Below are 24273 nucleotides of genomic sequence, written 5' to 3'. Positions count from 1 at the left end.
CCCGCCCCATGACAGTGACCCCGGGAGGCGCGGACGACGCTCTGCGCGACGATCTCCCCGAACCTTCCTTCGAAGACCATTTCCGCGACGGCCAGCTCCCGCAGGATTCGCTCCTGTGGTGGCAGCTGGAACGCAACGAGGCCCTGCTGAGCGCGCAGCGCGCGCTGTTCCACGGCCCGGCCACGCTGGTGCGGCTGCGCGTGTGGGTGTTCATCGAGTTGATGAGCCTGCCGCACTCGCGGCTCTCGCGCGACGACCTGAACCGCCATTTCCACGTGCTGCGCGACGAGGCGCTGGAGCTCGTGCTCAAGCGCCTGCGCGACGCGCAGCTGCTGGCCTGGGATGGCTCGAACCAGCAGTACGGCGTGACGCCGCTGGCGCAGCAGCTGATGGCGCTGGTGTCGCCGCTGACGCAGGGCAAGGGCACCGAGGCGGACGCCGATCTGGCCGGCCTGCTGGCGGGCGTGGCCGGCGCGCAGCAGCTCGGCACGCTGGAGCCGGCGCAGCTGCAGCACCTGCTGGCGCAGCTCTCGCGGCTCTACAACGAATTCGCCGACGCGATCGCGTCCGGCTCCGAGTTCCACCTGCGCCGCGCGCGCATGCGCTTCGACCGCGCGCTGACGCTGGTCGAGAAGGCCAGCGACGCGCTCTCCGCGATCATCCAGCAGGCCCAGACCGACGGGAACGCGCGGCTGGAGCGGCTGGCGCGCGAGCTCGGCCTGGCGCAGGCGCGGCTGCTCGCGATGGCGAGCCAGTTCAACCGCGCGCTGCAGCAGGCCGACCGCCAGCGCGTCACGCTGGGCACCACCGGCATCACCACCACCGACGTGCGGCGCTGGCTGCAGGACGTGCCCTTCCTCGAGAACCTCGCGCTGGGCGCGCTGTCGCGGCCGGTGCATCCGGTCTTCGTCGCGCAGCATGAGCTGCTGGACGGCTGCGAGGCCGAGTTCGAGCGCGACCGTCCCGCGCCCCCGACGCCCGAGCCGCTGCCGAGCGGGCTGGCCGCGCCGCCGGGCGAACTGGCCGTGATGAGCCTGCCGCCGGAGATGGACCAGCTGCAGGCGCTGCTGGGCCGCTGGAGCGGCGACAGCGTGGCCATGAACGACCTGCGTCCGGCGGTGCTGGGCGGCAGCTACGCGCGCGCGGCCTACCGCGCGCAGCTGCTGCCGCTGCTGGGCGATCCGCAGGCGCAGCATCTGGCCGGCGCGACCGGCGACATGGCGCGCCAGCCCTGGCGCGTGCGCTGGTCCGCCGCGCAGGGCGAGATCGACGACGAGTACGTGCGCTGGATGAGCCAGGGCGTGCTGCACTCGACCGAGGTCGAGCCGCCCGCCGAGCCCGAGCCCGAACCCAGGTGGCGCCCGCCCGAGGAAACGCCCCGGCGCGGCCGCCGCAAAGCCGCCGCGTCCGCCGCGGCCGCCGCGTCCGCCGAGGTTGCCCCCGCCGCCACTCCCGAACCTGCCGTCGGCGCCAGCGCCGACGCTGAACCGCCTTCCCAGTCATGAGCAATCAACTCGACGACGCCGCCCAACTGGCGGCTCAACTGCTGGCGCGCCGCTGGCTGCCGCGCAACCAGCCGCTGGTGCGCCGCGCGCTGATCGACCAGGAGCTCTGGCGCGCGGTCAACGAGCGCGTGGCCGCCGTGGGCCTGCGCGTGGTGGACAACGTCTACGCCGACCACATCACGCTGGCGATGCTGCGGCCGGCCGAGGTGGCCGTGTTCGGCGAGACCGGGCTGGCCTCCAACAACAACCTGGACCTGCCGCGCGACGGTGTCGCGCTGCTGGTGGTGGTGTGGTCGCTGATCGTGCTGCCCAAGCGCCAGCGCCAGCTCGCGCGCGCCGAGGAGGCCGCCGAAGGGCAGGGCGAGATGTTCGCCAAGGACAAGCCGCTGCCCAGCGCCGCGAGCAGCGCGCCGACGCTGTCCTACCGCAGCCTGCTGGCCGACTTCGGCAACCAGCTGGGCAAGAAGATGCGGCTGGACGCCAACCTCAAGCTGCTCGAGCGCCAGGGCTTCATCACCCGCAAGGGCGAGGACATCTGCGAGGGTCCGCTGCTGGACCTGCTGCTGGACTACGACACGCTGGCGCCGCGCATCCTGGACGGCGCGCTGGCCGACGTGCTGGCGCGCAGCACCGATGCCGAGGCCGGCCCGATGCTGGGCGCCATCCTGGCCGCCCGCCACAACGAAGAATCCGACCTGAGCGACGCCTGATGTTTCACCTGCAATCCCTGGAACTGCTGCACTGGGACTACTGCCGCCGCGTCTCGATGCCGCTGGACGGCAACATCATCACCATCGCCGGGCCCAACGGCTCGGGCAAGACCACGCTGCTGGACGCGATGCGGACGCTGCTGGGGCTGGAGTGCTCCGGCGGGCGGACCTACAAGACCTACGCCCGCCATGCCAACGCGGAGCACGCCTGGCTGCGCGCGCTGGTGGACAACCGGCCGCGCGGCCGCCAGAACAGCAGCCGCCCGTTCGCGAGCTCGCTGCTGTACGCGGACCAGGTGACGCTGGCCTGCCGCATCTCGCGCCAGGGCGGCGACTGGGTGCGCCGCTACATCCTGGTGGACGGCGTGCATGAGATCGAGGAGCTCGACACCAAGGGCGACAAGGACTGGCTGGGCATCGAGGCGTGGAAGAAGCGCCTGGAGGCCGCCGGCCTGACGCGCGCGATCGGCCGCGTGCTGGCGCTGGAGCAGGGCCAGACCGACCGGCTGTGCGAGCTGTCGTCCAAGGAGCTGCTGCGGCTGGTGTTCGAGGTCTTCGGCGACCAGGAGGTGCTGGACCGCTACGAGCTCGCGCGCAACCACCAGCAGCAGCTGCTCAAGGAAGTCGAGCAGGCGCAGCACGAGCTGTCGCACGCGCAGGCGCAGCTGTCGGACCTGGCCAACCGCGTCAACAGCTATCAGCAGTACCAGCTGCGGCTGAAGGAGCGCGAGCGGCTGGCGACCGAAGTCGTGCCGGTGCTGCAGTGGAGCGAGCAGCGCCAGCGCACCGCGCAGCAGCTGCGCGAGCTGCATCGCCAGCGGCTCTTCGCGCGCTCCGACGAGCGCGGCATCAGCGACAAGCGCGCGCAGCTGCTGGCGCTGTTCAAGGCGCAGGAGGCGGCCAAGGACAAGCTGGCCGACCTGGAGCAGCAGCGCAAGCAGGCGCGCCAGGCCTTCGAGGCCGCGCGCGAGGGCGAGCGCCCGATGGAGCAGCTCGCCAAGCGCGAGGAGGACCTGAAGGCGCTGGCCGCGGTCGAGACCGATGGCGCGGCGCTGACGGCCAAGCTCGAGGAGCTGGGCACGCGCCAGCATCAGCTGCGCGAGAGCTTCACGCGCCAGAACGACCAGCAGCGCAAGGCGCAGCAGGCGATGGACGAGCTGACCGGCCACCGCGTGCCGCCGCCGCCGCCCGAGGTCACGCGCTTTCGCAAGGCGCTGGACGAGGCCGGCATCGCGCACCACGTACTGGCCGACGCGATCGACATCGCCGACGAGCAGTGGCGCGCCGCGGCCGAGGGCTTCCTGCGGCCGTCGCGCTGGGTGGTGGTGCTGGCGCGCTCCAGCGACGAGAGCCAGGCCTACCGCATCGCCTCGCGCGAGCGCTACCGGCATTACGTCGTCGCCGACGGCGAGCATGCGCCGGCGGTGAGCCCGAAGGACAGCCTGCTGTCGGTGCTGAAGTTCAACGCCAAGGCGCCGGGCTGGCTGCTGCGGCAGCTGGCCTCGATCCGCTGCGTGGCGGACACGGAGAAGGGCGCCCAGGCCGGCGGCGAGTGGATCACCACCGAGGCCTACTACCGCGATGGCCGCGGCGGCCGCAGCCTGTGGGTCGAGCCGCGCGAGTACCAGTTCGGCGACTCCGCGCTCGATGCGCGGCGCGCCTCGCTGGACAAGGAGCTGACGCGCTACGACCTGGAGCTGTCCAAGCTCGCCAAGGAGCAGCTCGAGATCGAGCGCCAGCTCAAGGACGCGCAGCGCGCGGCGCAGGGCCACAAGGCGGCGCAGGAGCTGGTGGAGCGCGCCGAGGAGTTCGCCGAGGCCCGCGCCCGGCTGCCCGGCCTGCGCCAGTCGCGCATCGAGGCGGCGACGCGGATGGGATCGCTGGACCAGGAGCATGACCGCTCGGTGGCCGCGGTGACGCGCGCCGAGCGCGACTACGAGGGCGCGCAGGCCGGCCTGAAGGCCAGCGAGGAGAACGTGCTGCGCGCCGAGCGCGACTGGGCTTCCAGGCGCGATGACCTGCTGGCGATGGCGAAGGCCTCGCGCGAGGCGCGGACGAAGTTCCCGGCCGCGTGGGTGCATCCGATGCGGCTGGCCGCGCTGCGCGACGAGTTCGAGAACGCCAAGCAGGCGGAGATCGCCTCGCGCCATGTGCAGCAGGAGCTGGACACCGGCGTGTGGGAGACCGATGCCGGCGTGCAGGAGCGCCACGCGCGGATGCAGGTCGCGGTGCTGGAGCAGACCACGCAGCTGGACGACCGCCGCGCCAGCAACGAGATGGCGCGCATCGCCGCGTTCAACGCGCGCGAGCGCTACATCGACGTGCTGCGCGCGACGGTGCGGCGCTACAGGAAGAACGTGCAGGAGCTGGGCGAGCTGGCCGGCGTGCACGCGCAGGCCGAGCTGCCGCACCTGGACAACGACGACACGGTGCTGGCGCAGGCCGGGCTGCACGTGAAGTTCAACTTCGACGGCAAGGGCGAGGTGGGCCTGAACGACGGCGAGGCCTCGGGCGGGCAGCAGGTGCTCAAGAGCCTGATCCTGCTGGTGGGGCTGATGAAGGACGACGACGCGCCGGGCGGCTTCGTCTTCATCGACGAGCCCTTCGCCCACCTGGACGTGCGCAACATCCAGTTGGTGGGCCACTTCCTGAAGAGCACGCGGGCGCAGTACCTGCTGACGACGCCGATCACGCACAACGTCGAGGTCTTCGAGCCTTCGGAGATCACGCTGGTGACCAGCAAGAAGCCGCGCGGCGAGCGCTGGGCGCCGCCGATCGCGGTGCTGGCGCGGCGGCCGGAGAAGTCGGTCTACTGAGCGGAGGCCGCGGCCTCGCGCGCCGCGTCGCCGACGCGGAACATCACCCATTCCGGCCGCATGTTGATGCGGATCGGATAGATGCTGACGCCCAGGCCGCTGGTGATGTAGATCGGGCGGCCGCCGACCTGGACCCAGCCATGGGTCTGGTCCTTGGGCCAGCCATGCGGCGCGACCGCCGAGCCCACGAAGGGGATCCAGACCTGGCCCCCATGCGTGTGCGCCGCGACCGTGAGGCCGGGCAGCGGCGCGAGCTCGCGCGCGCTGGCGGGGTCGTGCATCAGCGCGAGCGCCTGCGCGCCGCGCGGCAGCTGGCGCGTGGCGCGTTCCGGCTCGCTGTGGCCGGACATGCGGTCGCCGACACCGACCACCCACACCGGCGAGTCCGGCAGCGGCACCGCCTCGTTGAGCAGCACGGTGATGCCGGCGGCGCGCAGCGCGCGGTTGAAGCGGGTGCCGTCGGTCCACCAGTCGTGGTTGCCGAGCACGGCGTAGACGCCGCGCGGCGCCTTCAGCCGGCCCAGCACGGCGGCGACGTCCTCGGGCGTGGTGCCGTCCTCGCCGCGGCCGGAGATGAAGTCGCCGGGCAGCAGCACGACGTCCGGATGGGCGGCGTTGATCTGGTCGACGAGGGCGTTGGCGCGCGCGATGGTCATCACGCGCCGCGTCTGGTGCGCGATGTGCCAGTCGGAGGCGACGGCCACCTTCAGGCCCTGCGGGCCGCGCCAGCCGGGCACGTCGACGGCGATCTCGCGCGCGGCCACCCAGCGCGGTTCGATGACGAAGCCCCAGACCGCCAGCAGCGCGGCAGCCAGGAGCAGGAAGAGCAGGGACTTGAAGAGCTTGCGGAGCGCGGACAGGAACACGGCGGGAAGGGAGGGCACCAAAGACGGGGCTGCAGTATGAGGGACGCGGCGCTGGCGCCGCGCGAAGACCCCTCACCCCTCCCTCTCCCCGGAGGGGCGAGGGGGCAGGACTGCGCCGGGTGGTGCCTCGCATGGCCGCACTTGCCCTGCGCAAGAACTCCCTCGCCCCCCGCGAGGGGGGAGAGGGCAGGGGAGAGGGGGTGTTTCGCAGGGCAGCAGCGCCCCGCGAAGGCGCGGTCAAACGACGTGCCTGCCCCCTGCGATCCGGCCCCAAAAGTCACCGCTCGTCACGAGCTTCACATCTCCCCGCATGTCTCCCATGCAACTCGTCACCCCTGCGCAAATGGGGCTCCTGAATCGGCCTCGCGGCTGGTGACTTTCGTCGCTTTACCCCTCTGGGGGGCGCTGCCTCTAATGCAAGCCCCACCGAGCACCGCGCGACATGACCGCTTCCCTACGGCTTGAATCCCCACTGCCCGACGGCACGCTGCGCGTGCACGAGTGCTACGCCCGCGAGGCGCTGAGCGAGCTGGGCGAGATCCGCCTGCGGCTGCTCAGCGAGCAGATGGACATCGCCGCCAGCGACCTGCTCGGCAAGCCGGTGACGGTGGCCATCGCGCTGCGCGACGCCGGCGTGCGGCGCCTGAGCGGCCATGTCGCCCGCTTCGTGCAGGGCGGCTTCGAGGGCCGCCACGCGGTCTACGAGATGACGCTCAAGCCCTGGCCCTGGCTGATGACGCGCACCGCGGACTGCCGCATCTTCCAGGACATGAGCGTGCCCGACATCGTGGCGGCCGTGTTCCAGGACCATCCGGCCGCGCGCTTCGAGCTCAAGCTGATGCGGCCGTACCGCCCCTGGGTGTACTGCGTGCAGTACCGCGAGACGGACTTCAACTTCGTCGCGCGGCTGCTGGAGCAGGAAGGCATCTACTGGTACATCGAGCACGACGAGCGCGGCCACAAGCTGGTGCTGTGCGACGCGGCCGGCGCGCATGACACCACGCCGGGCTGCGAATCGCTGCCGTTCTACGGCAACGTCGAGCAGGCGCCGCCGCAGCTCGAGCACATCAGCCGCTGGACCAGCGAGCAGCGCATGCAGCCCGGCAAGGTCGTGCTGACGGACTACGACTTCGAGCGGCCCTCGGCCTCGCTGCTCAGCGAGCAGGCGCGCGAGCGCGACCATGCGCTGTCCGACGGCGAGGTCTTCGACTTCCCGGGCGGCTACCGCCAGTCGGCCGATGGCTCGCAGTACGCGGAGGACCGGCTGGACGAGCTGCACAGCGCGTTCAACGTGCTCAGCGGCAGCAGCAACGCGCAAGGCGTCTGCGTGGGCCGCATGCTGTCGATGAGCCGCCATCCGCGCGACGACCAGAACGGCAGGTACCTGATCACCGCCACGACGCTGACGGTGCGCCAGGCCGCCAGCGAATCCGGCAGCGGCCGCACCGAGCTGCGCTGCGACTTCGGCGCGATCCCGGCGGCGCAGCAGTTCCGGCCGCCGCGCCGCACGCCCAAGCCGATCGTGCCGGGACCGCAGACGGCCACCGTGACGGGACCGGGCGGCGAGGAGATCCACACCGACAACTATGGCCGCGTGAAGGTGCAGTTCCACTGGGACCGCCGCGGCCGGCGCGACGAGCGCAGCTCGTGCTGGATCCGCGTGTCGCAGCCCTGGGCCGGCAAGGGCTGGGGCGGCGTGTCGATCCCGCGCATCGGCCAGGAGGTGGTGGTCGACTTCCTCGAGGGCGATCCGGACCAGCCGCTGATCGTGGGCCGGCTCTACAACGCCGAGCAGATGCCGCCGTTCAGCCTGCCCGATGGCGCGATGGTCAGCGGCATCAAGTCCAAGACGCACAAGGGCACCGGCTACAACGAGATGTCGATGAACGACACGGCGGGGCAGGAGCAGATGACCCTGCATGCGCAGTACGACATGTCCACGACGGTGCTGCACGACCAGACCAACACGGTCAAGAACAACCGCACGACCACGGTGACGGTGAACGACACGCTGACCGTCAATGCCGACCGCACGATGAGCGTGGTGGGCAAGCTGGCGGAGACGGTGAACGCCGGGCATGAGATGACGGTGACGGCGGGCGGCTACACGCAGACGATCACCGGCGCGACCGCCCGCACGGTCACCGGCGACCTGACCAACACGGTCAACGGCAAGCGCGAGAACACCGTCAACGGCCACTTCGTCGAGACGGTGACCGCCGGCGAGGAGAAGACCGTCACGGCGGGCAAGCGGCTCACCGTGAGCGGCGGCTACACGCAGGCCATCACCGGCGCGCTGGACGTGCAGACGACCGGCGCGGTGACGCACGGCGCGACCGGCACGATGGCGCTGCATGCCAACGGCGCGGGCGCCTACACCTCGGCCAGCGCGCTGACCTTCGGCGTGGGCGCGTCGACCGTCGTCATCGACGGCGGCAGCATCACGATCAGCGCTGGCGGCTCGGTCATCAAGGTCGATGCCGGCGGCGTGTCGGTCAACGGGACCGAAATCTCCCTGAACTGCTGAAGAAAGGGTGGCCATGGCCATCAATCCGGTGCAGCGCCGGCTCGCCGAGCTGCTGCAGCACTGGCAGGCGTTCATCGACCTGCCCGCGAAGCGCCTGCTGCTGTGGCAGGCGCCGGACAGCGGCAAGCGCCTGCTCGACTGCTTCTTTGAGATGCAGCGGCACGAGGAGGCCGATGGCCAGGCGGCCAGCGGCGCCAGCGGCGACACCTTCATCGTCTTCGAGGCGCCGTTCGAGCAGGCGATCGCCTATTCGCGCGCGCTGAAGGAGGCGCTGGCGGGCCAGTACGCCGCGAGCCACGACGAGCTGCGGCAAGCGGGCCAGACGCCGGACTGGCGCTTCGAGCCGGACGAGGCGCCGGACACGGCGGCGGCGTTCGTGCGCGCGCTGGGCTCGCTGGCGGCGCATCACGCGGTGTTCGGGCATCTGGTGGCGGTGCTGTCGCCGGCGGTGGTGCAGGACGACGAGGCCTGGGCCGCGTGGGTGGAGCGCGCGCTCCAGGCCGGTGTGCCCGAGGGCGTGCGGCTCGTGGTGCCGGACTTCGTCGAAGTGCCACGCCTGGAGCGGCTCGCGGCGGCGGACCATCCCGAGGTGCTGGTGCAGCCGCTGGCGCTGGATGCGTGGTCGCTCGCGCAGGAGACCTTCGCGCAGGAGCCGGCCGTGGGGCCGGGCGGGGTGTTCCGCAATCTGCTGACGGGCCTGTTCGCGCTCGCGGAGAAGGGCTCGGCCGATCAGGTCCTGCTGAAGGCGCGGGATGCCTTGGCCTTCGCGCGTCAGCAGGGCTGGCCCGACCAGGAGGTGGCGGTGCGCCTGCTCACGGCCGGCGTGATGCTCAAGGAGCGCCGCTGCGACGAGGCCGTCAATCACTATCGCCACGCGCGCGCGTCGGCGGAGACGGCGCGCGCCGCCGGTCATCCGGCGGGCGGTCAACTGGTGCTGCAGTCGTGGTTCGGCGAGGCCGCCGCGCTGCTTGCCGCGGGTCAGCCGCGCGAGGCGGCGCCGTGCTACCAGGCGGCTGAAAAGCTCGCGGGCGAGTTGCCCAATCCGCTGCTGCGCATCGAGGCGCTGCGCATGGGGACCTTCTGCCTGGCGCGCGCCGGGGACACCCAGGCGGCGCTGGCGTTCGGCCGGCCCGCGCTGGACGTGGGCGAGCGGCTGCGGGCGACGTCGCGGCCGATGACGACGCTGCCGCTGCACTGCTTCGAGATGCTGCGGCTCATCGAGCCCGAGCGCGCCGGCCGCATCGAGGCGATCCGGCATGAGCTCGATCGCGAGCAGTCGCGCCGGCGCGCGAGCCTGGACCAGCAGGCCGCGGCGCTGGAGGCCTCCAGCGAGGTGGCCGAGCTGCGCCGGGTCGAGCTGCAGCACTTCGACGAAGGCGAGGCGCTGCAGCAGCAGGCGCAGGAGCGCGCGGACCGTGAAGCGGCGAGCGGCGATGCGGCGTTCGTCGAGCTGTACACGACGTCGCGCGGCCTGTTCGGGCCGGCGTGGCCGGTCGCGATGCCGGGTGCCATCACCGCGGCCCCATCAAAGGCCGAGGGAGCCGTTGCATGAGTCTTTCCGCCAAGCATGGCGACCCGCAGCTGGGCATCGACATCCACCTGTGCACGACGCCGGCGGGGCCGATCCCGCTGCCCACGCCGCATCTGTCGGTGGTGTTCGATCCCTTCGACTACCTGCCCTTCATCGGCGCGACGGTGAAGGTGATGGGCATGAAGCGGGCGACGGCGGGCACGTCGGCGATCGTGGTGCACATTCCGCCGGGTTTCCCCTTCGCGCCGATGATCCCGGAGAAGGACGACGAGCTGTTCATGGGCAGCGCGACGGTGGTGGCCGATGGCGACCCGCTGTCGTACCAGGCGCTGCCGGTGCTGGGCTGCCAGGTGGCGGGCATGCCCAGCCCGATGCGGCTGAAGAAGAAAAAACTCAAGCTGCCCAGCCTGCTGCCCACGAGCTTCAACCTGGCGATCCCCAACACGGTGAAGGTGGGCGGGGCGCCGACCATCTCGATGGCGGGCATGGCCGCGCGGGGGCTGTTCGCGGGGCTGGGCAAGCTGGCCAAGTCGCGGCTGGGCAAGGCGCTGGGGGCGCGGTTCAAGAAGTTCCGGCAGAAGCTGTTCAAGAACATGGACCCCGGGTTCCTCAAGTGCAAGGTGCTGCGCGCGGAGCCGGTGAACATCCTGACCGGCGAGGTCAGCGTCGAGCAGAGCGACTTCAGCCTGCCGTGGCGCATTCCGGTGGACTGGGTGCGGAACTACGCGTCGGGACGCGAGCGCGTGGGCGCCTGCGGCGTGGGCTGGGAGAGCCCGGCCGATGCGCGGCTGGAGATCGACGCGGCCGATGGCAGCGTGGTGTTCCTCCATCCGGATGAAGGTCCGGCGCTCTTTCCTTCACTTCCCGATGCGCAGGGCGATGCGGCCGCGGTGCTGGAGCTGATGGACGGGGCGCTGCTGAGCGACCACGGCGACGAATGGCGCGTGCGCACCAAGGGTGACCTGACCTATCACTTCCCGAAGGCCGGGGCTGTCCTGACGGCCGAGCAGGTGAGGGAGGTGCCGCTGGGGCGCGTCACGGACCTGTGCGGCAACTGGCTGCTGTACGAATGGGTGGAAGGGCGGCTGAGCGCGATCCGCGAGTCGGGCGGACGGCACCTGCTGGTGGAGTACGCGGGGCGCTTCATCCGGTCGCTGTCGCTGTACGTGCCGGAGGCGGAGTTCAGCCACACCTTCGTGAGCTACGAGCACGACGCGCAGGGCTGCCTGGTGGCGGCGAGCGACGAGCTGGGCAATCCGTATCGCTTCGCCTACGACGGGCGGCACATGGTGCGGCACACCAACCGGACCGGGCTGTCGTTCCATTACGAGTACGACAAGAGCGGCGAGGGCAGCGACGGTGGCGGCGAGTGGCAGGTCGTGCACGCCTGGGGCGATGGCGGCCTCTACGACTACCAGTTCGCGTACTGGCCGGCGATCCGCGAGGTGCGCATCACCGACTCGCTGGGGCATGTGTCGACCGTCCAATGCGATGAGAACGGCCTGCCGATCCTGGAGATCGACCCACTGGGCGGACGCACGATCTTCGAGTACGACGAGGTCGGACGCACGACGGCGGTGGTGGATGCCGCGAATCGGCGCACGGAGTATGCGTATGACGAGCGCGGGAATCTGCTGAAGCTCACGCGGCCGGATGGCAGCGCGATGTCGGTGGAGGTGGATGGCCGCAACAAGCCGGTGGCGATCACCGATCCCAACGGCGCGAGCTGGCGCCAGCGATGGGATGAGCGCGGGTTGTTGGCCGCGCAGACGAGCCCTCTCGGCGCGGTGACCGTCTACGAGTACAGCGGAGACGGCCTGCTGCTGAGCGTGACCGATGCGCTCAAGGCCACGACGCGATTGGGCTACGACACCGACGGCTATCTGACCAGCGTGAGGAACGCGCTGGGGCATGTGACGCGGCTCGAGCGGGATCTGCTGGGCAATGTGATCAGTCAGTCCGATCCCCTCGGCCGCGCCACTCGATTCCGCTACGACCGAAAGAGCCGGCTCGTCGAGGCGAGTCTGCCGGGCGGTGGGCGGATCCGGTGTGCCTACGACGCGCAGAGCAACCTGACCCACCATGAAGACGAGAACGGCGCGCGCACGAGCTTCGAGTACTTCGGCCAGGGACTGATCGCCAAGCGGCACCAGCCCGATGGACACGTGGTGCAGTACCACTACGACACCGAAGAGCAGCTCGTCGGCGTGAGCAATCAGCGCGGGGAGACGTATGAACTCCGGCGAGATGCGCTCGGGCGCGTGGTCGAGGAGGTCGACTACTGGGGGCAGGCGACGCGGTATGTCTTCGACCTCTCTGGACACCTGAAGCAGAGCATCGACCCGCTGGGTCGGGCCATCGACTTCACGACCGACAAGCTGGGCCGCATCCGGCGCAAGCGCTTCGAGCATCCCTTCGACGCGTCGCGGCAGTTCGAGGAGACCTTCGACTTCGACGCGAACGGCAATCTCACCGGCTGCGCCAATGAGCACGTCGCGGTGCAGCGCACGCTTGACGTGGAAGGACGCCTGCTTGAAGAGAAGCAGGGCGACTTCGTCATCAAGAACGGATTCGATATGCTGGGTCGTCGCATCCGTCGTGAGACCAGCGCGGGCAACACCATCGCCTACGAGTACGACGCGCTCGGACAACCAACGGCGATCCGCATCAACGATGAGCCGCCGATCACGATCGAGCGCGACGAGGCGGGGCAGGTGGTCAAGGAGGTGCTCGCGCCGAACCTGGAACGGCAGTACCAGTACGACGCCGAAGGCAGGCTCACGGGGCAGGGCGTGCGGCGCGAGGCCGAGTGGCTGTTCAGCACGCAGTACGGCTACGACTCGGCGGGCAATCTCACCCACCGCAAGGACAGCCAGTACGGGTTGGACCAATTCCGCTACGACCCGCTCGGACAGGTCGTCGAGCACATCGACCCGCAGGGGAAGCTCAAGAAGTTCTTCCAGGATCCGGCAGGGGATCGATTGACCACTGGCGTGAAGCAAGGCGATGGACCTTGGCGGCGCGAAGGCTGGTGCGAAGGCGTGCATTACCGCTTCGATGCCGCGGGCAACCTGGTGGAGCGGCGCGATGAGCGCCAGCTTGGCGATGCCGAGATGCCGAAGATGCTGGCGTTGGAATGGGATGGCAATCAGCGGCTGGTGCGGAGTCGCACGAGGCGCACGTTCGGCCCCGATCAGTCAGAGACGGAGACCGTCTACGGCTACGACCCACTGGGGCGGCGCGTCTTCAAGCGGTCCGGGAATGGCGCAATCCGGTTCGGTTGGGATGGGGACGCCCTTGTGGCTGAGGCGCCGGATGAGAAAACGTCCGCGGCTTCGCAGCGCGAATACCTTTATCACCCGTACAGCTTCGTACCACTTGCGTTGATCGAGGACGACGTCAGCTATCGATACCACGTCGATCTGAATGGGTGCCCGACTCGATTGACTCGAGACGATGGGCAGGTGGTGTGGGCATCGCGCAACCAAGTTTGGGGGCAGGCCCAGTTGCAGCTTGCCACGACCGTTAATCCGATCCGGCTGCAAGGGCAGTATGAGGATATTGAAAGCGGCCTGCATTACAACCGCTATCGATATTTCGATCCGAACCTGGGTGGGTTTGTCAGCCGGGATCCGCTTGGACAGGCGGCCGGAGAGAATATCTACGGATTCGCGCAGAATGCATTTGGCTGGTCCGATCCGCTTGGGCTGGAAGACAGGTTCCCGTCGTGGATGCCGACCCGCCCATTGTGGCAACGTCAGCACATCATTCCGTTCTCCCTTAGAAATCATCCCGTGTTTCAGAGGTCAGGGCTCGATATCAATGCCCCCTCGAATATGATGTACATGCCAATGTTTTCCTGGATGAGGGAGGTCCAGGAAAATCCTGGGCTCGGCCTTCACAGGGGTTGGACGATCGAGCATAAGGAGTACAACGAAATGGTTGAAATCTATCTCGATGGGTTGGATGATCTCGCTCATCAGAACGGATGGGATCAACGAACGATTCGCCAGGAGATCAACGGCTTGCAGCTTGAGCTTCGCCGTGGGTCCCGGGATGGCAGATTCACTTGCGCAAGGTAACGGATCATGAATGTTTTTTCACCTCGGACGACGGTACAGGACGAAGAGGCAATCGTCGACTTTTCAGGCGATGTAAAGACCATCTCGGACTGCTTGATTCATGGGCGGGTGGACCCGTCCAAACTCAGTCTGCCTTTGCGAACCGTGGCTCAACGTGGGTATACGGTTGCCAGTCTCGCGGCGACGGATTTGATCGCCGCATCCATTCGGGTTCCAATTTTCTCGAATCGCTTTGTTGATGTGATGGGCGAAGCTCTTTCGGGGGAGATGGAATTCATTGCATGCGGCGTGGAATGTGAGGGGCGCATTGTTGAATGTTTTGCAGGTCACATCCTGAGAGAATTGCCGCTGGTTGATGCGTCAAAGTCGGAGTTCAGGAAATTGATATCTGGCGGCAGCATGCTGCTGCGGGCGGTTTATCACTCTTCATTTGATTCCGAGTTCCTGATTGCCAGGGATGTTGAAAGCAAGGCGAGATTCGTGGTTTCGGAGCGATTCAAGTCGCTTTGTGAGGCGAATGCGCTGAACATCGAATTCGGCAAGCCCGTTTGATACGTGCGCAAACCTGAACACCATGGCAGATGCCATGGCCGCAGCGGCGGCGAAGGTTGAGGAGATCCGACCAGGCTGGGCTGGATCTCATATCGCGGTGAGCGCTGCACTCCAGGCTCCCGCTCAATTTCTTGACGGTGGACCTCCGGTGCTCCGTGCGGTCAAACGCATCGCATCAACGTGGCCTGCCCGGAGGGACTCGAACCCCCGACCTGCTGCTTAGAAGGCAGCTGCTCTATCCAGTTGAGCTACGGGCAGACTGATGTCGGTAGACCGACGGGCCCGTGCGTCCAGATGGACTTCGGGCCCTTGGAGAGCGTTCCCACGCCTCCGAAGGGCCCGAATTGTGCCATGCGTTGCGCCGTCACCGGCACCGATGGAGCGGTTCGATTTCGACCGGCATCCGGTCGACTCTCGACGATCTGAAGTTCAGATCAGCACGTTCACGATCGCGTTGCCGATGCCCATCAGCGCCGCGCCCGAGATCAGCCCCGCGCACACCGGCTCGCAGCCATCCACCCAGCGCTTCCAGCCCGCCGTGCCCGGCGTCTTGTGCACCTTCGCCATCACGAAGAACATCATCGCCCCCACCCACATCGCGAAGGTCGACTCCGGCGGCAGCACCACGCCCAGACCGATCGCCACCGACGACAGCGGGAACCTGCCCTTCGTCGCCATCTTGATCAGCTCGATGCCCACGGCGCACACCGCCGCCACCGCCATCGTGATCAGCGCCGACGCCGGCAGGCTGTGCAGCCCATTGGCGATGATCTCCGCCACGCCGCGCCATTGCACCGCCGCCGGCATCGAGAACTGCTCCGAAATGATCGTCGAGGTGCTGCGCACCCCTGCGGCGTTCTTCGGCACGAACAGCAGGAAGAACAGCGGCACGCAGAACAGCACCCCCGCCACCACGCCGATCACGTGACCGATCGCCTGGTGCCGCGGCTTGCCGCCCAGCATGTAGCCCGGCTTGATGTCGCTCAGCAGGTTGGCCGCGTTCGACGAGATCTCCGACGTCATGCCCGCCGGGATCAGGTTCGACGCCGGATTCGCCCGGTCGATCGCGCCCATCGTGAACTGCGTGATCTTGGACAGCGCGCCCGTCGGCGTCCACGAAGTCAGCGCCATCGAGTTCGTGCAGATCACCGTCAGCACGAAGATCAGCGGCAGCGAGATCAGCGCCATCATGAAAGGCACGCCGAAGAACAGGTGCGCCACGTACGACGACAGCACGCCCAGCACCGGCACCCCCACGAAGGAGATCCACAGCGGCACCTCGATGTGCTTGAGCAGGTCGCTGCCCGTGCCCGCCTGGCCCGGCTTGCGGCGCATGGACTTGAACACCGCGATGAACAGGTCCGGCTTGGCCAGCAGCGTCGTCAGCGAGCCCGCGACCATCATCGCCACGCCCCACCACATCGACCACTGGTTGACGATCTCCGCCCGCGAGATCGGGATCGGCGCGCCCGTGGCGCTCACCCGCTGAACGATGTCGCCCGCCTGGATCATGATCGGCGCCAGCACCACGAAGTTCACGAAGGCACCCAGCAGGCAGCTCGTCGCCACCGCGATGCCCATCAGCCCGCCCACGCCCAGCATCGCCACGTCCAGCGTCAGACGCAGCCCCAGGGCGCGGATGTCCGTGCCCAGGATCTTCGGGATCCAGATCTCGGCCTTGGCCGCCAGGCCGTAGTAGTACTCGTCCAGCCGCTCGTGGAAGGTCCAGGGCTCGGTCATGCCGGCCCACTGGTCCATGCGCAGGATCTTGAACTGCAGCAGCTTCATCCAGCCGTCGCTGATCACCGCCTGGTACAGCGCCGCGCCGCCCGCCACCTTCGCCAGCAGCTTGGCCTTGTAGATGCCCTCGCCACCCTCGCCGGTGTACAGCGAGTCCAGCACCACGCCGCAGGCGCGCCCCTCAGGGAAGGGCAGCTGGTCCTCGTTGATGAAGCGCCGCTTCATCGGGAACGCCACCAGCACGCCCAGCACCGCGATCAGGATCATCCAGATCGTCATCTGCCACCACGGCACGATGCGGTCCACGAAGAGCATGTAGGCCGCCAGCGACGAGAACAGCGGCGACACCACGTAGCCCGCCGCCGTCGCGATCGACTGCGTGCAGTTGTTCTCCAGGATCGTGTAGTCCTTGGCCCAGCCCAGCGTCGCGAAGATGCGGAACATCGCGAAGGCCAGGATCACCGAGGTCAGGCCCACCCCGACGCTGATGCCGGTCTTGCCGCCGATGTACAGCGAGGTCGCCGCCAGGATGCCGCCCAGCATGAAGCCGGTGAAGCCCGAGCGCAGCGAGAGCTGCGCCATGTCGCCGCGGAAGACGTTCTTGAACCACCACTCGTCCTTCTGCGCGCGCGTCCAGGTCTGCACCTGTTCGTCGGTCAAATGCTGAAGCGCCATGCTCTGCTCGATCTTTCCGGGCCAACCCGTTGGCGCGCCGGTCCCGGCTCGTGACCGGGAGGCGCAGTTCTGAAACAAAAAACAGCGCGCATTGTCCCTGGCTGACACGGTACTGACATCACGGGGGCGATGGGGTTTCCACCTACGGGCGCTCGCCGGTGCGCCCTTACGCATTTCCCCCGGCGCTGTCCTCACGGTGTGTGAACTTGCCGCCTTTGCGCGTCACGTGCCCCCGCGATCCGGTGCTCCACGCCCCCGAAGCGGCGGCTAGCGCCTAGCATCGACCCATCTTCCGCGGCTTCCGGAGCCTTTCTGATGTTGATGTGGGTGTTGCTCGGCGTCCTGTTGGGCGCGGCGCTGGCCCTGCTCCCGCTGTCGGCGGTCCAGCAGCGCTGGAAGCGCGCGCGCCGGCGCCGCCAGTGCGACCCGCTGACCGGCCTGCCGCTGTCACGCCGCTTCGAGGACGACTTCACCGCCGCGCTGGAATCGCTCGCGCGCCGTGGCGGCGAGGGTTGCCTGCTCTACATCGGCCTGGACGGCTTCCGCCTCGTCAACGACGAGCACGGCAAGGAGAACGGCGACCAGCTGCTGATCCACACCGCGGCACGGCTGCGGCAACTCGCCGGCGAGCGCGCGCTCATCGGGCGGCTCGCCGGCGACGAATTCGCCGTGTGGAGCGAGATCCCCGCCGCGCAGACCGACCGGCTGGTCAAGCAGGTGCTGGAGACCCTGGGCGAGCCGGTCGTCATCGGCACGACGGCGCTGCGGGCCGGCCTGTCGGTCGGCGTGGCGACCTCGCCGGAGCATGGCGGCTCCATCCGCCTGATCCGGCGGGCCCAGACCGCGATGCGCTCGGTCAAGCGCCTGGGCGGCAATGGGCACGCCTTCTTCGATGCAGTGCAGGAAGAAGTGATGCGCGAGGAAATGGCGCTGGCGCGCGAGCTGCGCGAGGCGGTCAAGCGCCAGCAGCTTGAACTCGTCTACCAGCCCAAGGTCAACGCCGCCACGCTGCAGGTCACGTCCGTCGAGGCGCTGCTGCGCTGGCGGCATCCGACCCTGGGCATGGTCAGCCCCGCGCGCTTCATCTCGGTGGCCGAGCGCTATGGGCTCATCGACGCCATCGGCGACTGGGTCGCCGACACCGCGCTCGCCCAGGCGGCGCATTGGCGCGAGCTCGGCCTGCGCATGCGCGTCGCCATCAACGTGTCGGGCTACCAGATGCGGTCGGACGACTTCATCGCCCGGCTCGAGAAGGGCTTGAAGACCTATCGCCTGCGCCCCGAGCGCTTCACCTGCGAGATCACCGAGTCCGTCGCGATGGAGCACGCCTCCGTCACCGAGCGCGCCTTCAAGCACCTGGGCGCGCTGGGCGTGCATGTGTCGATCGACGATTTCGGCACCGGCTACTCGAGCCTGGCGGCGCTGCGCCAGCTGCCGGCGCAGGAGTTGAAGATCGACCGCGCCTTCGTCGCCGATGTCGCCGGCAGCGTCGAGGCGCAGGCCATTGTCCGGGCAGTGGTCGAGATGGCCCGCGCGCTGCAGATGAAGGTGGTGGCCGAGGGCGTCGAGACGGTGGCGCAGCGCGACCAACTGGTCGCCATGGGCTGCGATGAACTGCAGGGCTACCTGTTCGCGAAGCCCATGTCGGCGCGCGCCATCGAAGTGCTGGCCTCCGACGCGCGTCCCGGCGCGGGCGGCGGGCCCGAGGGCTTCCGGCCGTCGATCTTCGTGGAGACGGCGGCGATCCCGCTGGACGCGCGGCCCTGAACCGGCGCCGCCGCGCCAGCGCGGCGCGACCCCCTCATTTGAAGGGGGTGAAGGGCCCCAGGGCGCTGGATCGCCGATTCCATCGGGTTTTCATCCGCGTACCGCACGGCGGCGCGGGGTCAGGTTATGACACGGCGGGATGGGGCCGATGACAATGCGCGCCGCCTTGGAAATCCCCGCCCGCCCATGCAAGTCGCCCTTCTTGACGACGATCATCACCAGCTTGATGTCCTGACCCGTGCGGTGGAAACGCTCGGTTACACCGGGCACCGGTTCGCCACCGGCGGCGCCCTGCTGCAGGCGGTGCAGCGCGCCACCTTCGACCTGATGCTGGTCGACTGGGAACTGCCCGACATGCCGGGCCTGGACGTGCTGCGCATGCTGCGCTCGCGGCATGGCGTGCGCACGCCGGTGATCTTCGTGACGCATCGCGACGATGAGCGCGACGTCGTGCAGGCGCTGACCGCCGGCGCCGACGACTACGTGATCAAGCCGGTGCGCGGCGCCGAGCTCAAGGCCCGCATGCTGGCGCTGCTGCGCCGCAGCTACCCGGGCGACGAGGCGGGCCTGCGCCATGGCGGCTTCCTGTTGCAGCCGTCGACCGGCACGGCGTTCTTCGAGGGCGAGGCGATCGAGCTCAAGCAGCGCGAATTCGACCTGGCGCTGTGCCTGTTCCGGCAACTGGGTCAGGTCTTGTCCCGCGCCTATCTGATGCAGACCGTGTGGGGCCGCGGCGAGGACCTGCCCACGCGCACGCTGGACACGCACATCTCGGCGGTGCGCAGCAAGCTGGGCCTGCGGCCGGAGCGCGGCTACCGCCTCAGCGCGGTGTATGGCCACGGCTACCGGCTCGAGGTCATCGCGCCCGGCACGCCCGCCGCGGAGACGCGGGCATGAAGCGCCCGGCGATGGCGATGGCCGCCGCGCTGGCGGCCCTGCCGATGCTGGGCGCGGTGCCTGGCGCGGCGCGCGCCGAGGAACTCTTCCCCTACGAGGTGCAGCACGGCGATTCGCTGTACGGGGTCGCCGGACGGCTGCTCGAGGACCCGCGGCGCTGGCCCGAGGTCGCGAAGCTGAACCGCCTGGCGCAGCCCTCGCGGCTGCGGCCCGGGCAGCGGCTGCTGCTGCCGGCGTCGCTGCTCAAGGGCACGGCGCGGCCGGCCCGCGCGGAGTACGTGCGCGGCCCGGTGCGCGCCGGCGGCGAGACGCTGCGCATCGGCGACGCGGTGGGCGAGGGCACGGTGCTGGAGGTTGGCGCGCAGGGCTTCGTCAGCCTGCGGCTGCATGACGGCTCGCTGCTGCAGCTGCAGGCCAACAGCCGCTCCAGGCTGCTGCGGCTGCGCGACCTGCCGGTGGGCCAGCGCCGCAACACCTTGATCGAACTCGATGGCGGACGCGTCGATGCGACGGTCGCGCCGCAGTCCAGCGGCTCGCGCTTCGAAGTGAAGACGCCGCTGGCGACGGCCGGCGTGCGCGGCACGCGCTTCGGCGTCACGGTGCCGATGGCGGGCGCGCTCGCCACGGCCGACGTGGTGGAAGGCCGCGTCGAGGTGCAGACCCAGGTGCAGGCCCAGGCCCGGGCGCGGCGCGCCGGCGATCCGGTCGCGCTCGCGGCGGGGCAGGGCGCGGTGGTGCGCCGCGGCGCCGCGCCGCAGCTCAGGCCGCTGCTGCCGGCGCCGCCGCTGCCCGGCGGCGCGATCCGCCTGGAGCGCATGCCGGGCGCGATCCCGCTGCCGGCGATGCCGGACGCGTCGCGCTATCGCGTGGAGGTCGCCGACGACGCGGACTTCACCCGCGTGCTGTGGTCGGGCGAAGGCCCGTTGCCGCTGGTGGTGGAGGGGCTCGCCGATGGCCGCTATCCGCTGCGCGCGCGGGCCATCGACGCCGATGGCCTGCTCGGCGCCGAGCGTGTCGGCGAGCTGTGGGTGCGCACGCGGCCGGTGGCGCCGCTGGCGCAGTCGCCGCGGCCGGACGAGATCGTTGCGCCGGATCAGGTGACCGTCGACTGCACCTCGGTGCCCGGCGCCGCGGGCTATCTGCTCGAGGTCTCGGCCAGCGCCGGCTTCGAATCGCCGCTGCGGCGCGCCGAGGCCCGCGATCGCTGCCACTTCGCGCTCCAGGCGCTCCCGGCGGGCGAGCTTTACTGGCGCGTCGCGTCGGTGGCGCCCATGGCCGATGGCCGCCTCGAGCGCGGCCCCTTCAGCGATCCCGGTCGCTTCGCCGTGGTCCCGTATCCGGTCACGCCCGCGGCGGCCGACATCGTGGTCGACGGCCAGCGCCTGCACTGGAAGGCGGCGCCGGGCTACCGCTATCGCGTGCAGATCGGCACCGACACGGCGTTCGCCGCCGTGGTGCAGGACGAGGTCGTCGAGGCGGGCGAGCTGCGCTTGTCGCTGCCGGCGGGCTGCGTGCCGTATGCGGTGCGCCTGCGCGCGGCCGACGCGAATGGCCGCTGGAGCGCGTTCTCGCCGCCGCGCCTGATCGAGGCCGAGGCCTCGGTCTGCAGCGGCGACGGCACGCCCGTGCGGCAGTCGGGCGGCGGGCCGGTGCGGACGGATCGCTGATGGCGCGCTGGCGCGGCCGGACCGGCGCATGGCGCCTGGGTGTCGCGCATCGCTCGGCCCTGGCGCTGCTGCTGTTCGCGGCGATGGTCGGCGCGCTGGGCGGTCTCAATGGCCTGGGCCGCGTCGACGCGCTGATCGCCGATCGCCTGATGACCTGGAGCGGCCGTCCCGCGCCGGCGGACATCGTCATCGTCGGCATCGACGACGCGAGCCTGGCCGCGCTGGGCCGCTGGCCCTGGCCGCGCGAGCAGCACGCGCGGCTGCTGGACGCGCTCAGCGCCGCGCGCCCGCGCGCGATCGGCCTGGACCTGATGTTCTCCGAGCCGGAGCCGGCCGGCGACGCGGTGCTCGCCGCGGCGATGCGCCGCAATGGCCGCGTGGTGCTGCCGGTGCGGATGGCGCCGCTGCAGTCGGGCGACGCGATGGTGTCGCTGCCGGTGCCCGCGCTGGCCGCCGAGGCCGCCGCGCTGGGCCATCTGCACCTGGAGCTGGATGACGACGGCGTCGTGCGGACGATCTTCCTGCGCGAGGGCTTCGGCGCCGTGCTGTGGGACCACTTCACGCTCGCGCTGCTGCGCGCGGCGGGCGAGGCGCTGCCCGCGCCGCCGCAGGCGCCATCGCCGGGACGTCCCGGCTGGTGGCACCGCGAGCAGGCTTTCCGCATTCCCTACGCCGGACCGCCGGGCCACGTGCGGCGCGTGTCCTACCTCGATGTCGTCGAGGGCCGCGTCGCGCCCGAGGCGCTGCGCGGCGCCCTCGTGCTGGTCGGCGCCACGGCGCCGGGCCTGACCGATGCCTATCCCGCGCCGGTGGCAAGCCAGGACACGCTGATGCCGGGCGTGGAGATCTCCGCGCAGGTGCTGGCGGCGCTGCGCTCGGGACACACGCTGCGCGACGCGTCGCCGGGCGAGGCGGCGCTGCTCACGCTCGCGGCGCTCGCGCTGGCCGTGCTCGCCTTGCGTTTCGTGCGGCCGCGCTGGGCGGCGGCCACGATCGCAGCGCTGCTGCCGCTGATCGTGCTGGCGGCCTGGGCGCTGCTGCAGGCCGGCGTGCAATGGCAGCCCGGCGCGGCGCTGCTCGGCCTGCTGCTGCTCTATCCGCTGTGGGCCTGGCGCCGGCTGGATGTCGTGCTGGCCTACCTCGCGCGCGAGTTCGACCGCATCCGGCAACAACTGCCCCCGCATGAGCGTCCGCCTTCGGCGCGGTCCGGCGGCGATCTGCTGGACCGCCGCATGGCCGAGCTTTCCGCCGCGGCCCTGCACGTGCGCGCGCTGGAACGGCAGCGGCGCGAGGCGCTGGACTTCCTCTCGCACGACCTGCGCGCGCCGCTGTCGGCGACGCTGGCGCTGATCGAGCTGCAGGGCGAGGCCTCGCGGGCCGAGCCGCTGCCCGCGATCCAGGCGCAGATGCGGCGCGCGCTCGCGCTGGCCGATGGCTTCGTGCAACTGGCGCGGGCCGAATCCGCGCAGGGCTACCGCGACGAGCCGCTGGACCTGCGCGACGTGCTCGTCGAAGCGGTCGATGGCTGCTGGGCGCAGGCGCGGCGGCACGGCAGGCGGCTCGAGAGCGAGGCGCCCGGCGACGAGTGCCTGATCCGCGGCGACCCCGGGATGCTGGTGCGCGCGCTGACCAACCTGCTCGACAACGCGCTCAAGCACGGCGGCGGGGAAGGGGACGTGGTGCGATGCCGCCTGGTGGACGGCGCCGGCCGCGCGGGTCGCGCGGGTCATTGGCGCCTGGAGGTGGCCGATGGCGGCGCGCCCTTGTCCGCGGAGATCGCGGCCGGCCTGTTCGAGCGCTTCCGCCGCGGCGCCACCGCCGCGGACGGCACCGGCCTGGGGCTGGCCTTCGTGCAGGCGGTCGCGCGGCATCACGGCGGCCAGGCCGGATGGCGGGCCGGGGCGCCCGGTAACGCGTTCTTCATCGACCTGCCGCGCGGCTGACGCCGCCGATTGTCAACAAAGGTCAACGCCTCTCCTCAAGCGCGCGGCGGCGCCGGATCATGCCGCCCAATCGCAGCTTGAGGGGGATTCATGAAGAAAGCACTCGCCGCCGAGTTCATCGGCACGTTCTGGCTCGTTCTGGGCGGTTGCGGCAGCGCCGTGCTGGCCGCGGGCTTTCCGCAACTGGGCATCGGCCTGCTCGGCGTGTCGCTGGCCTTCGGCCTGACGGTGCTGACGATGGCGCATGCGGTGGGACCGCTGTCCGGCGGCCACTTCAATCCCGCCGTGTCGGTCGGCCTGTGGGCCGGCGGACGCTTCCCCGCGTCGCGCCTGCTGCCCTATGTCGCGGTCCAGGTGCTGGGCGCGATCGCCGCGGGCGGCGTGCTCGCGCTGATCGCCACCGGCAAGCCCGGCTTCGATGTGGCCGCCAGCGGCTTCGCGGCCAACGGCTACGGCGCGCATTCGCCGGGCGGCTACTCGATGGCGGCGGCAGCGCTGACCGAGGCCGTGCTCACGGCCGGCTTCCTGCTGGTCATCCTGGGCGCGACCTCGCGCCAGGCCGCGGCCGGCTTCGCGCCGCTGGCGATCGGCATGGCGCTCACGCTGATCCACCTGATCAGCATCCCGGTCACCAACACCTCGGTGAACCCCGCGCGCAGCACCGGCGTGGCGCTGTTCGCCGGCGACTGGGCGCTGGGCCAACTCTGGCTGTTCTGGCTCGCGCCCATCGGCGGCGCCGTGATCGGCGCGCTGGCCGGACGGGTCCTGTTCGATGCGCCGCGGCCGGCCGCCGCGGAGGGCGAGCGGTGATGAACATGTGGCGCCGACACATCATGAAGCGGCCGAAATACAGGCCTTAGAGCGTCCGCTCTATGCCGGTGATGAACGTGTGAAGACTCGTCGCGGCTGATCCGCGACCGTACGCCCTCGCTCGTTGTGCCTCGCGCTCGTTGCGGTCCGCAACCAGCCGGGACCGGTGGACTCGCGTCCCCGTT

At 70.2% G+C, this 24273-nt stretch carries 14 protein-coding genes and 1 tRNA gene; 12 read left to right on the top strand and 3 right to left on the bottom strand.

What is annotated here, in order from left to right; genetic code table 11:
* Positions 1–8: 8 nt before the first annotated feature.
* The 3 genes from ACEN96_RS18480 to ACEN96_RS18470 are packed head-to-tail and all read left to right on the top strand — an operon-like array spanning position 9 to position 5031.
* Positions 9–1505, top strand: a complete 1497-nt coding sequence (locus tag ACEN96_RS18480; RefSeq protein ID WP_495584531.1) for a hypothetical protein — start codon at positions 9–11, stop codon at positions 1503–1505.
* Complete coding sequence (locus tag ACEN96_RS18475; protein ID WP_495584530.1) at positions 1502–2215, top strand: hypothetical protein; 714 nt, start codon at positions 1502–1504, stop codon at positions 2213–2215. Before ACEN96_RS18480 ends, ACEN96_RS18475 begins: the two co-directional genes overlap by 4 nt.
* The gene (locus tag ACEN96_RS18470; RefSeq protein WP_495584529.1) at positions 2215–5031 is read left to right on the top strand and encodes an ATP-binding protein; all 2817 of its coding nucleotides are present in this window, start codon (positions 2215–2217) and stop codon (positions 5029–5031) included. Before ACEN96_RS18475 ends, ACEN96_RS18470 begins: the two co-directional genes overlap by 1 nt.
* Here ACEN96_RS18470 and ACEN96_RS18465 read toward each other — a convergent pair.
* Positions 5025–5915 (bottom strand): metallophosphoesterase, encoded by an 891-nt coding sequence (locus ACEN96_RS18465; protein WP_495584528.1) that lies wholly within the window; start codon positions 5913–5915, stop codon positions 5025–5027. The genes ACEN96_RS18470 and ACEN96_RS18465 overlap by 7 nt on opposite strands.
* A 424-nt stretch (positions 5916–6339) precedes the next feature.
* Between ACEN96_RS18465 and ACEN96_RS18460 the strand changes: the two genes are divergently transcribed.
* From ACEN96_RS18460 to ACEN96_RS18445, 4 genes are read left to right on the top strand one after another with little or no spacing between them, the layout of a single operon-like run.
* On the top strand, positions 6340–8424 hold the full coding sequence (locus ACEN96_RS18460; protein ID WP_495584527.1) for a type VI secretion system Vgr family protein: 2085 nt from the start codon (positions 6340–6342) through the stop codon (positions 8422–8424).
* 13 nt (positions 8425–8437) lie between these two features.
* Entirely contained in the window at positions 8438–9976 is a 1539-nt protein-coding gene (locus tag ACEN96_RS18455; protein WP_495584526.1) for a hypothetical protein, read from the top strand.
* Positions 9973–14037 (top strand): RHS repeat-associated core domain-containing protein, encoded by a 4065-nt coding sequence (locus ACEN96_RS18450; RefSeq protein ID WP_495584525.1) that lies wholly within the window; start codon positions 9973–9975, stop codon positions 14035–14037. Before ACEN96_RS18455 ends, ACEN96_RS18450 begins: the two co-directional genes overlap by 4 nt.
* 6 nt (positions 14038–14043) lie before the next feature.
* Positions 14044–14589 (top strand): hypothetical protein, encoded by a 546-nt coding sequence (locus tag ACEN96_RS18445; protein WP_495584524.1) that lies wholly within the window; start codon positions 14044–14046, stop codon positions 14587–14589.
* Positions 14590–14770: 181 nt separating this feature from the next.
* Here ACEN96_RS18445 and ACEN96_RS18440 read toward each other — a convergent pair.
* Positions 14771–14847, bottom strand: a tRNA-Arg gene (locus tag ACEN96_RS18440).
* A gap of 171 nt (positions 14848–15018) precedes the next feature.
* The gene (locus ACEN96_RS18435; RefSeq protein ID WP_495584523.1) at positions 15019–17004 is read right to left on the bottom strand and encodes an OPT family oligopeptide transporter; all 1986 of its coding nucleotides are present in this window, start codon (positions 17002–17004) and stop codon (positions 15019–15021) included.
* Between the two features lie 315 nt (positions 17005–17319).
* On the opposite strand from ACEN96_RS18435, the gene ACEN96_RS18430 reads away from it, so the two are divergent.
* The 5 genes from ACEN96_RS18430 to aqpZ all read left to right on the top strand — a co-directional run bounded on the left by ACEN96_RS18430 (position 17320) and on the right by aqpZ (position 24088).
* Positions 17320–18771 carry a putative bifunctional diguanylate cyclase/phosphodiesterase gene (locus ACEN96_RS18430; RefSeq protein ID WP_495584522.1) on the top strand — a complete coding sequence of 484 codons (1452 nt, stop codon included), beginning with the start codon at positions 17320–17322 and terminating at the stop codon, positions 18769–18771.
* A 186-nt stretch (positions 18772–18957) separates the two neighbouring features.
* Complete coding sequence (locus tag ACEN96_RS18425) at positions 18958–19668, top strand: response regulator transcription factor (protein ID WP_495584521.1); 711 nt, start codon at positions 18958–18960, stop codon at positions 19666–19668.
* A complete protein-coding gene (locus tag ACEN96_RS18420) occupies positions 19665–21335 on the top strand; it encodes a FecR domain-containing protein (protein ID WP_495584520.1) in 1671 nt (556 codons plus the stop codon). Before ACEN96_RS18425 ends, ACEN96_RS18420 begins: the two co-directional genes overlap by 4 nt.
* Positions 21335–23278, top strand: coding sequence for a CHASE2 domain-containing protein (locus ACEN96_RS18415; RefSeq protein ID WP_495584519.1), 1944 nt, complete (start codon positions 21335–21337; stop codon positions 23276–23278). Before ACEN96_RS18420 ends, ACEN96_RS18415 begins: the two co-directional genes overlap by 1 nt.
* A gap of 90 nt (positions 23279–23368) precedes the next feature.
* Entirely contained in the window at positions 23369–24088 is a 720-nt protein-coding gene (gene aqpZ / locus ACEN96_RS18410) for an aquaporin Z (RefSeq protein WP_495584518.1), read from the top strand.
* The last annotated feature ends 185 nt before the right edge of the window (positions 24089–24273 follow it).

The organism is Roseateles sp. Mitsp63 (assembly GCF_059491535.1).
The sequence above is the reverse complement of the archived record's forward strand: the minus strand, read 5'-3'. Positions and strand labels throughout refer to the sequence as shown.

Coding starts and splice junctions, on each gene's coding strand:
- ACEN96_RS18455 (WP_495584526.1), top strand. CDS start 8,438: ATGGCCATCAATCCGGTGCAGCGCCGGCTCGCCGAGCTGCTGCAGCAC.
- ACEN96_RS18415 (WP_495584519.1), top strand. CDS start 21,335: ATGGCGCGCTGGCGCGGCCGGACCGGCGCATGGCGCCTGGGTGTCGCG.
- ACEN96_RS18470 (WP_495584529.1), top strand. CDS start 2,215: ATGTTTCACCTGCAATCCCTGGAACTGCTGCACTGGGACTACTGCCGC.
- ACEN96_RS18475 (WP_495584530.1), top strand. CDS start 1,502: ATGAGCAATCAACTCGACGACGCCGCCCAACTGGCGGCTCAACTGCTG.
- ACEN96_RS18430 (WP_495584522.1), top strand. CDS start 17,320: ATGTTGATGTGGGTGTTGCTCGGCGTCCTGTTGGGCGCGGCGCTGGCC.
- ACEN96_RS18445 (WP_495584524.1), top strand. CDS start 14,044: ATGAATGTTTTTTCACCTCGGACGACGGTACAGGACGAAGAGGCAATC.
- ACEN96_RS18420 (WP_495584520.1), top strand. CDS start 19,665: ATGAAGCGCCCGGCGATGGCGATGGCCGCCGCGCTGGCGGCCCTGCCG.
- ACEN96_RS18460 (WP_495584527.1), top strand. CDS start 6,340: ATGACCGCTTCCCTACGGCTTGAATCCCCACTGCCCGACGGCACGCTG.
- ACEN96_RS18450 (WP_495584525.1), top strand. CDS start 9,973: ATGAGTCTTTCCGCCAAGCATGGCGACCCGCAGCTGGGCATCGACATC.
- aqpZ (WP_495584518.1), top strand. CDS start 23,369: ATGAAGAAAGCACTCGCCGCCGAGTTCATCGGCACGTTCTGGCTCGTT.
- ACEN96_RS18425 (WP_495584521.1), top strand. CDS start 18,958: ATGCAAGTCGCCCTTCTTGACGACGATCATCACCAGCTTGATGTCCTG.
- ACEN96_RS18435 (WP_495584523.1), bottom strand. CDS start 17,004: ATGGCGCTTCAGCATTTGACCGACGAACAGGTGCAGACCTGGACGCGC.
- ACEN96_RS18480 (WP_495584531.1), top strand. CDS start 9: ATGACAGTGACCCCGGGAGGCGCGGACGACGCTCTGCGCGACGATCTC.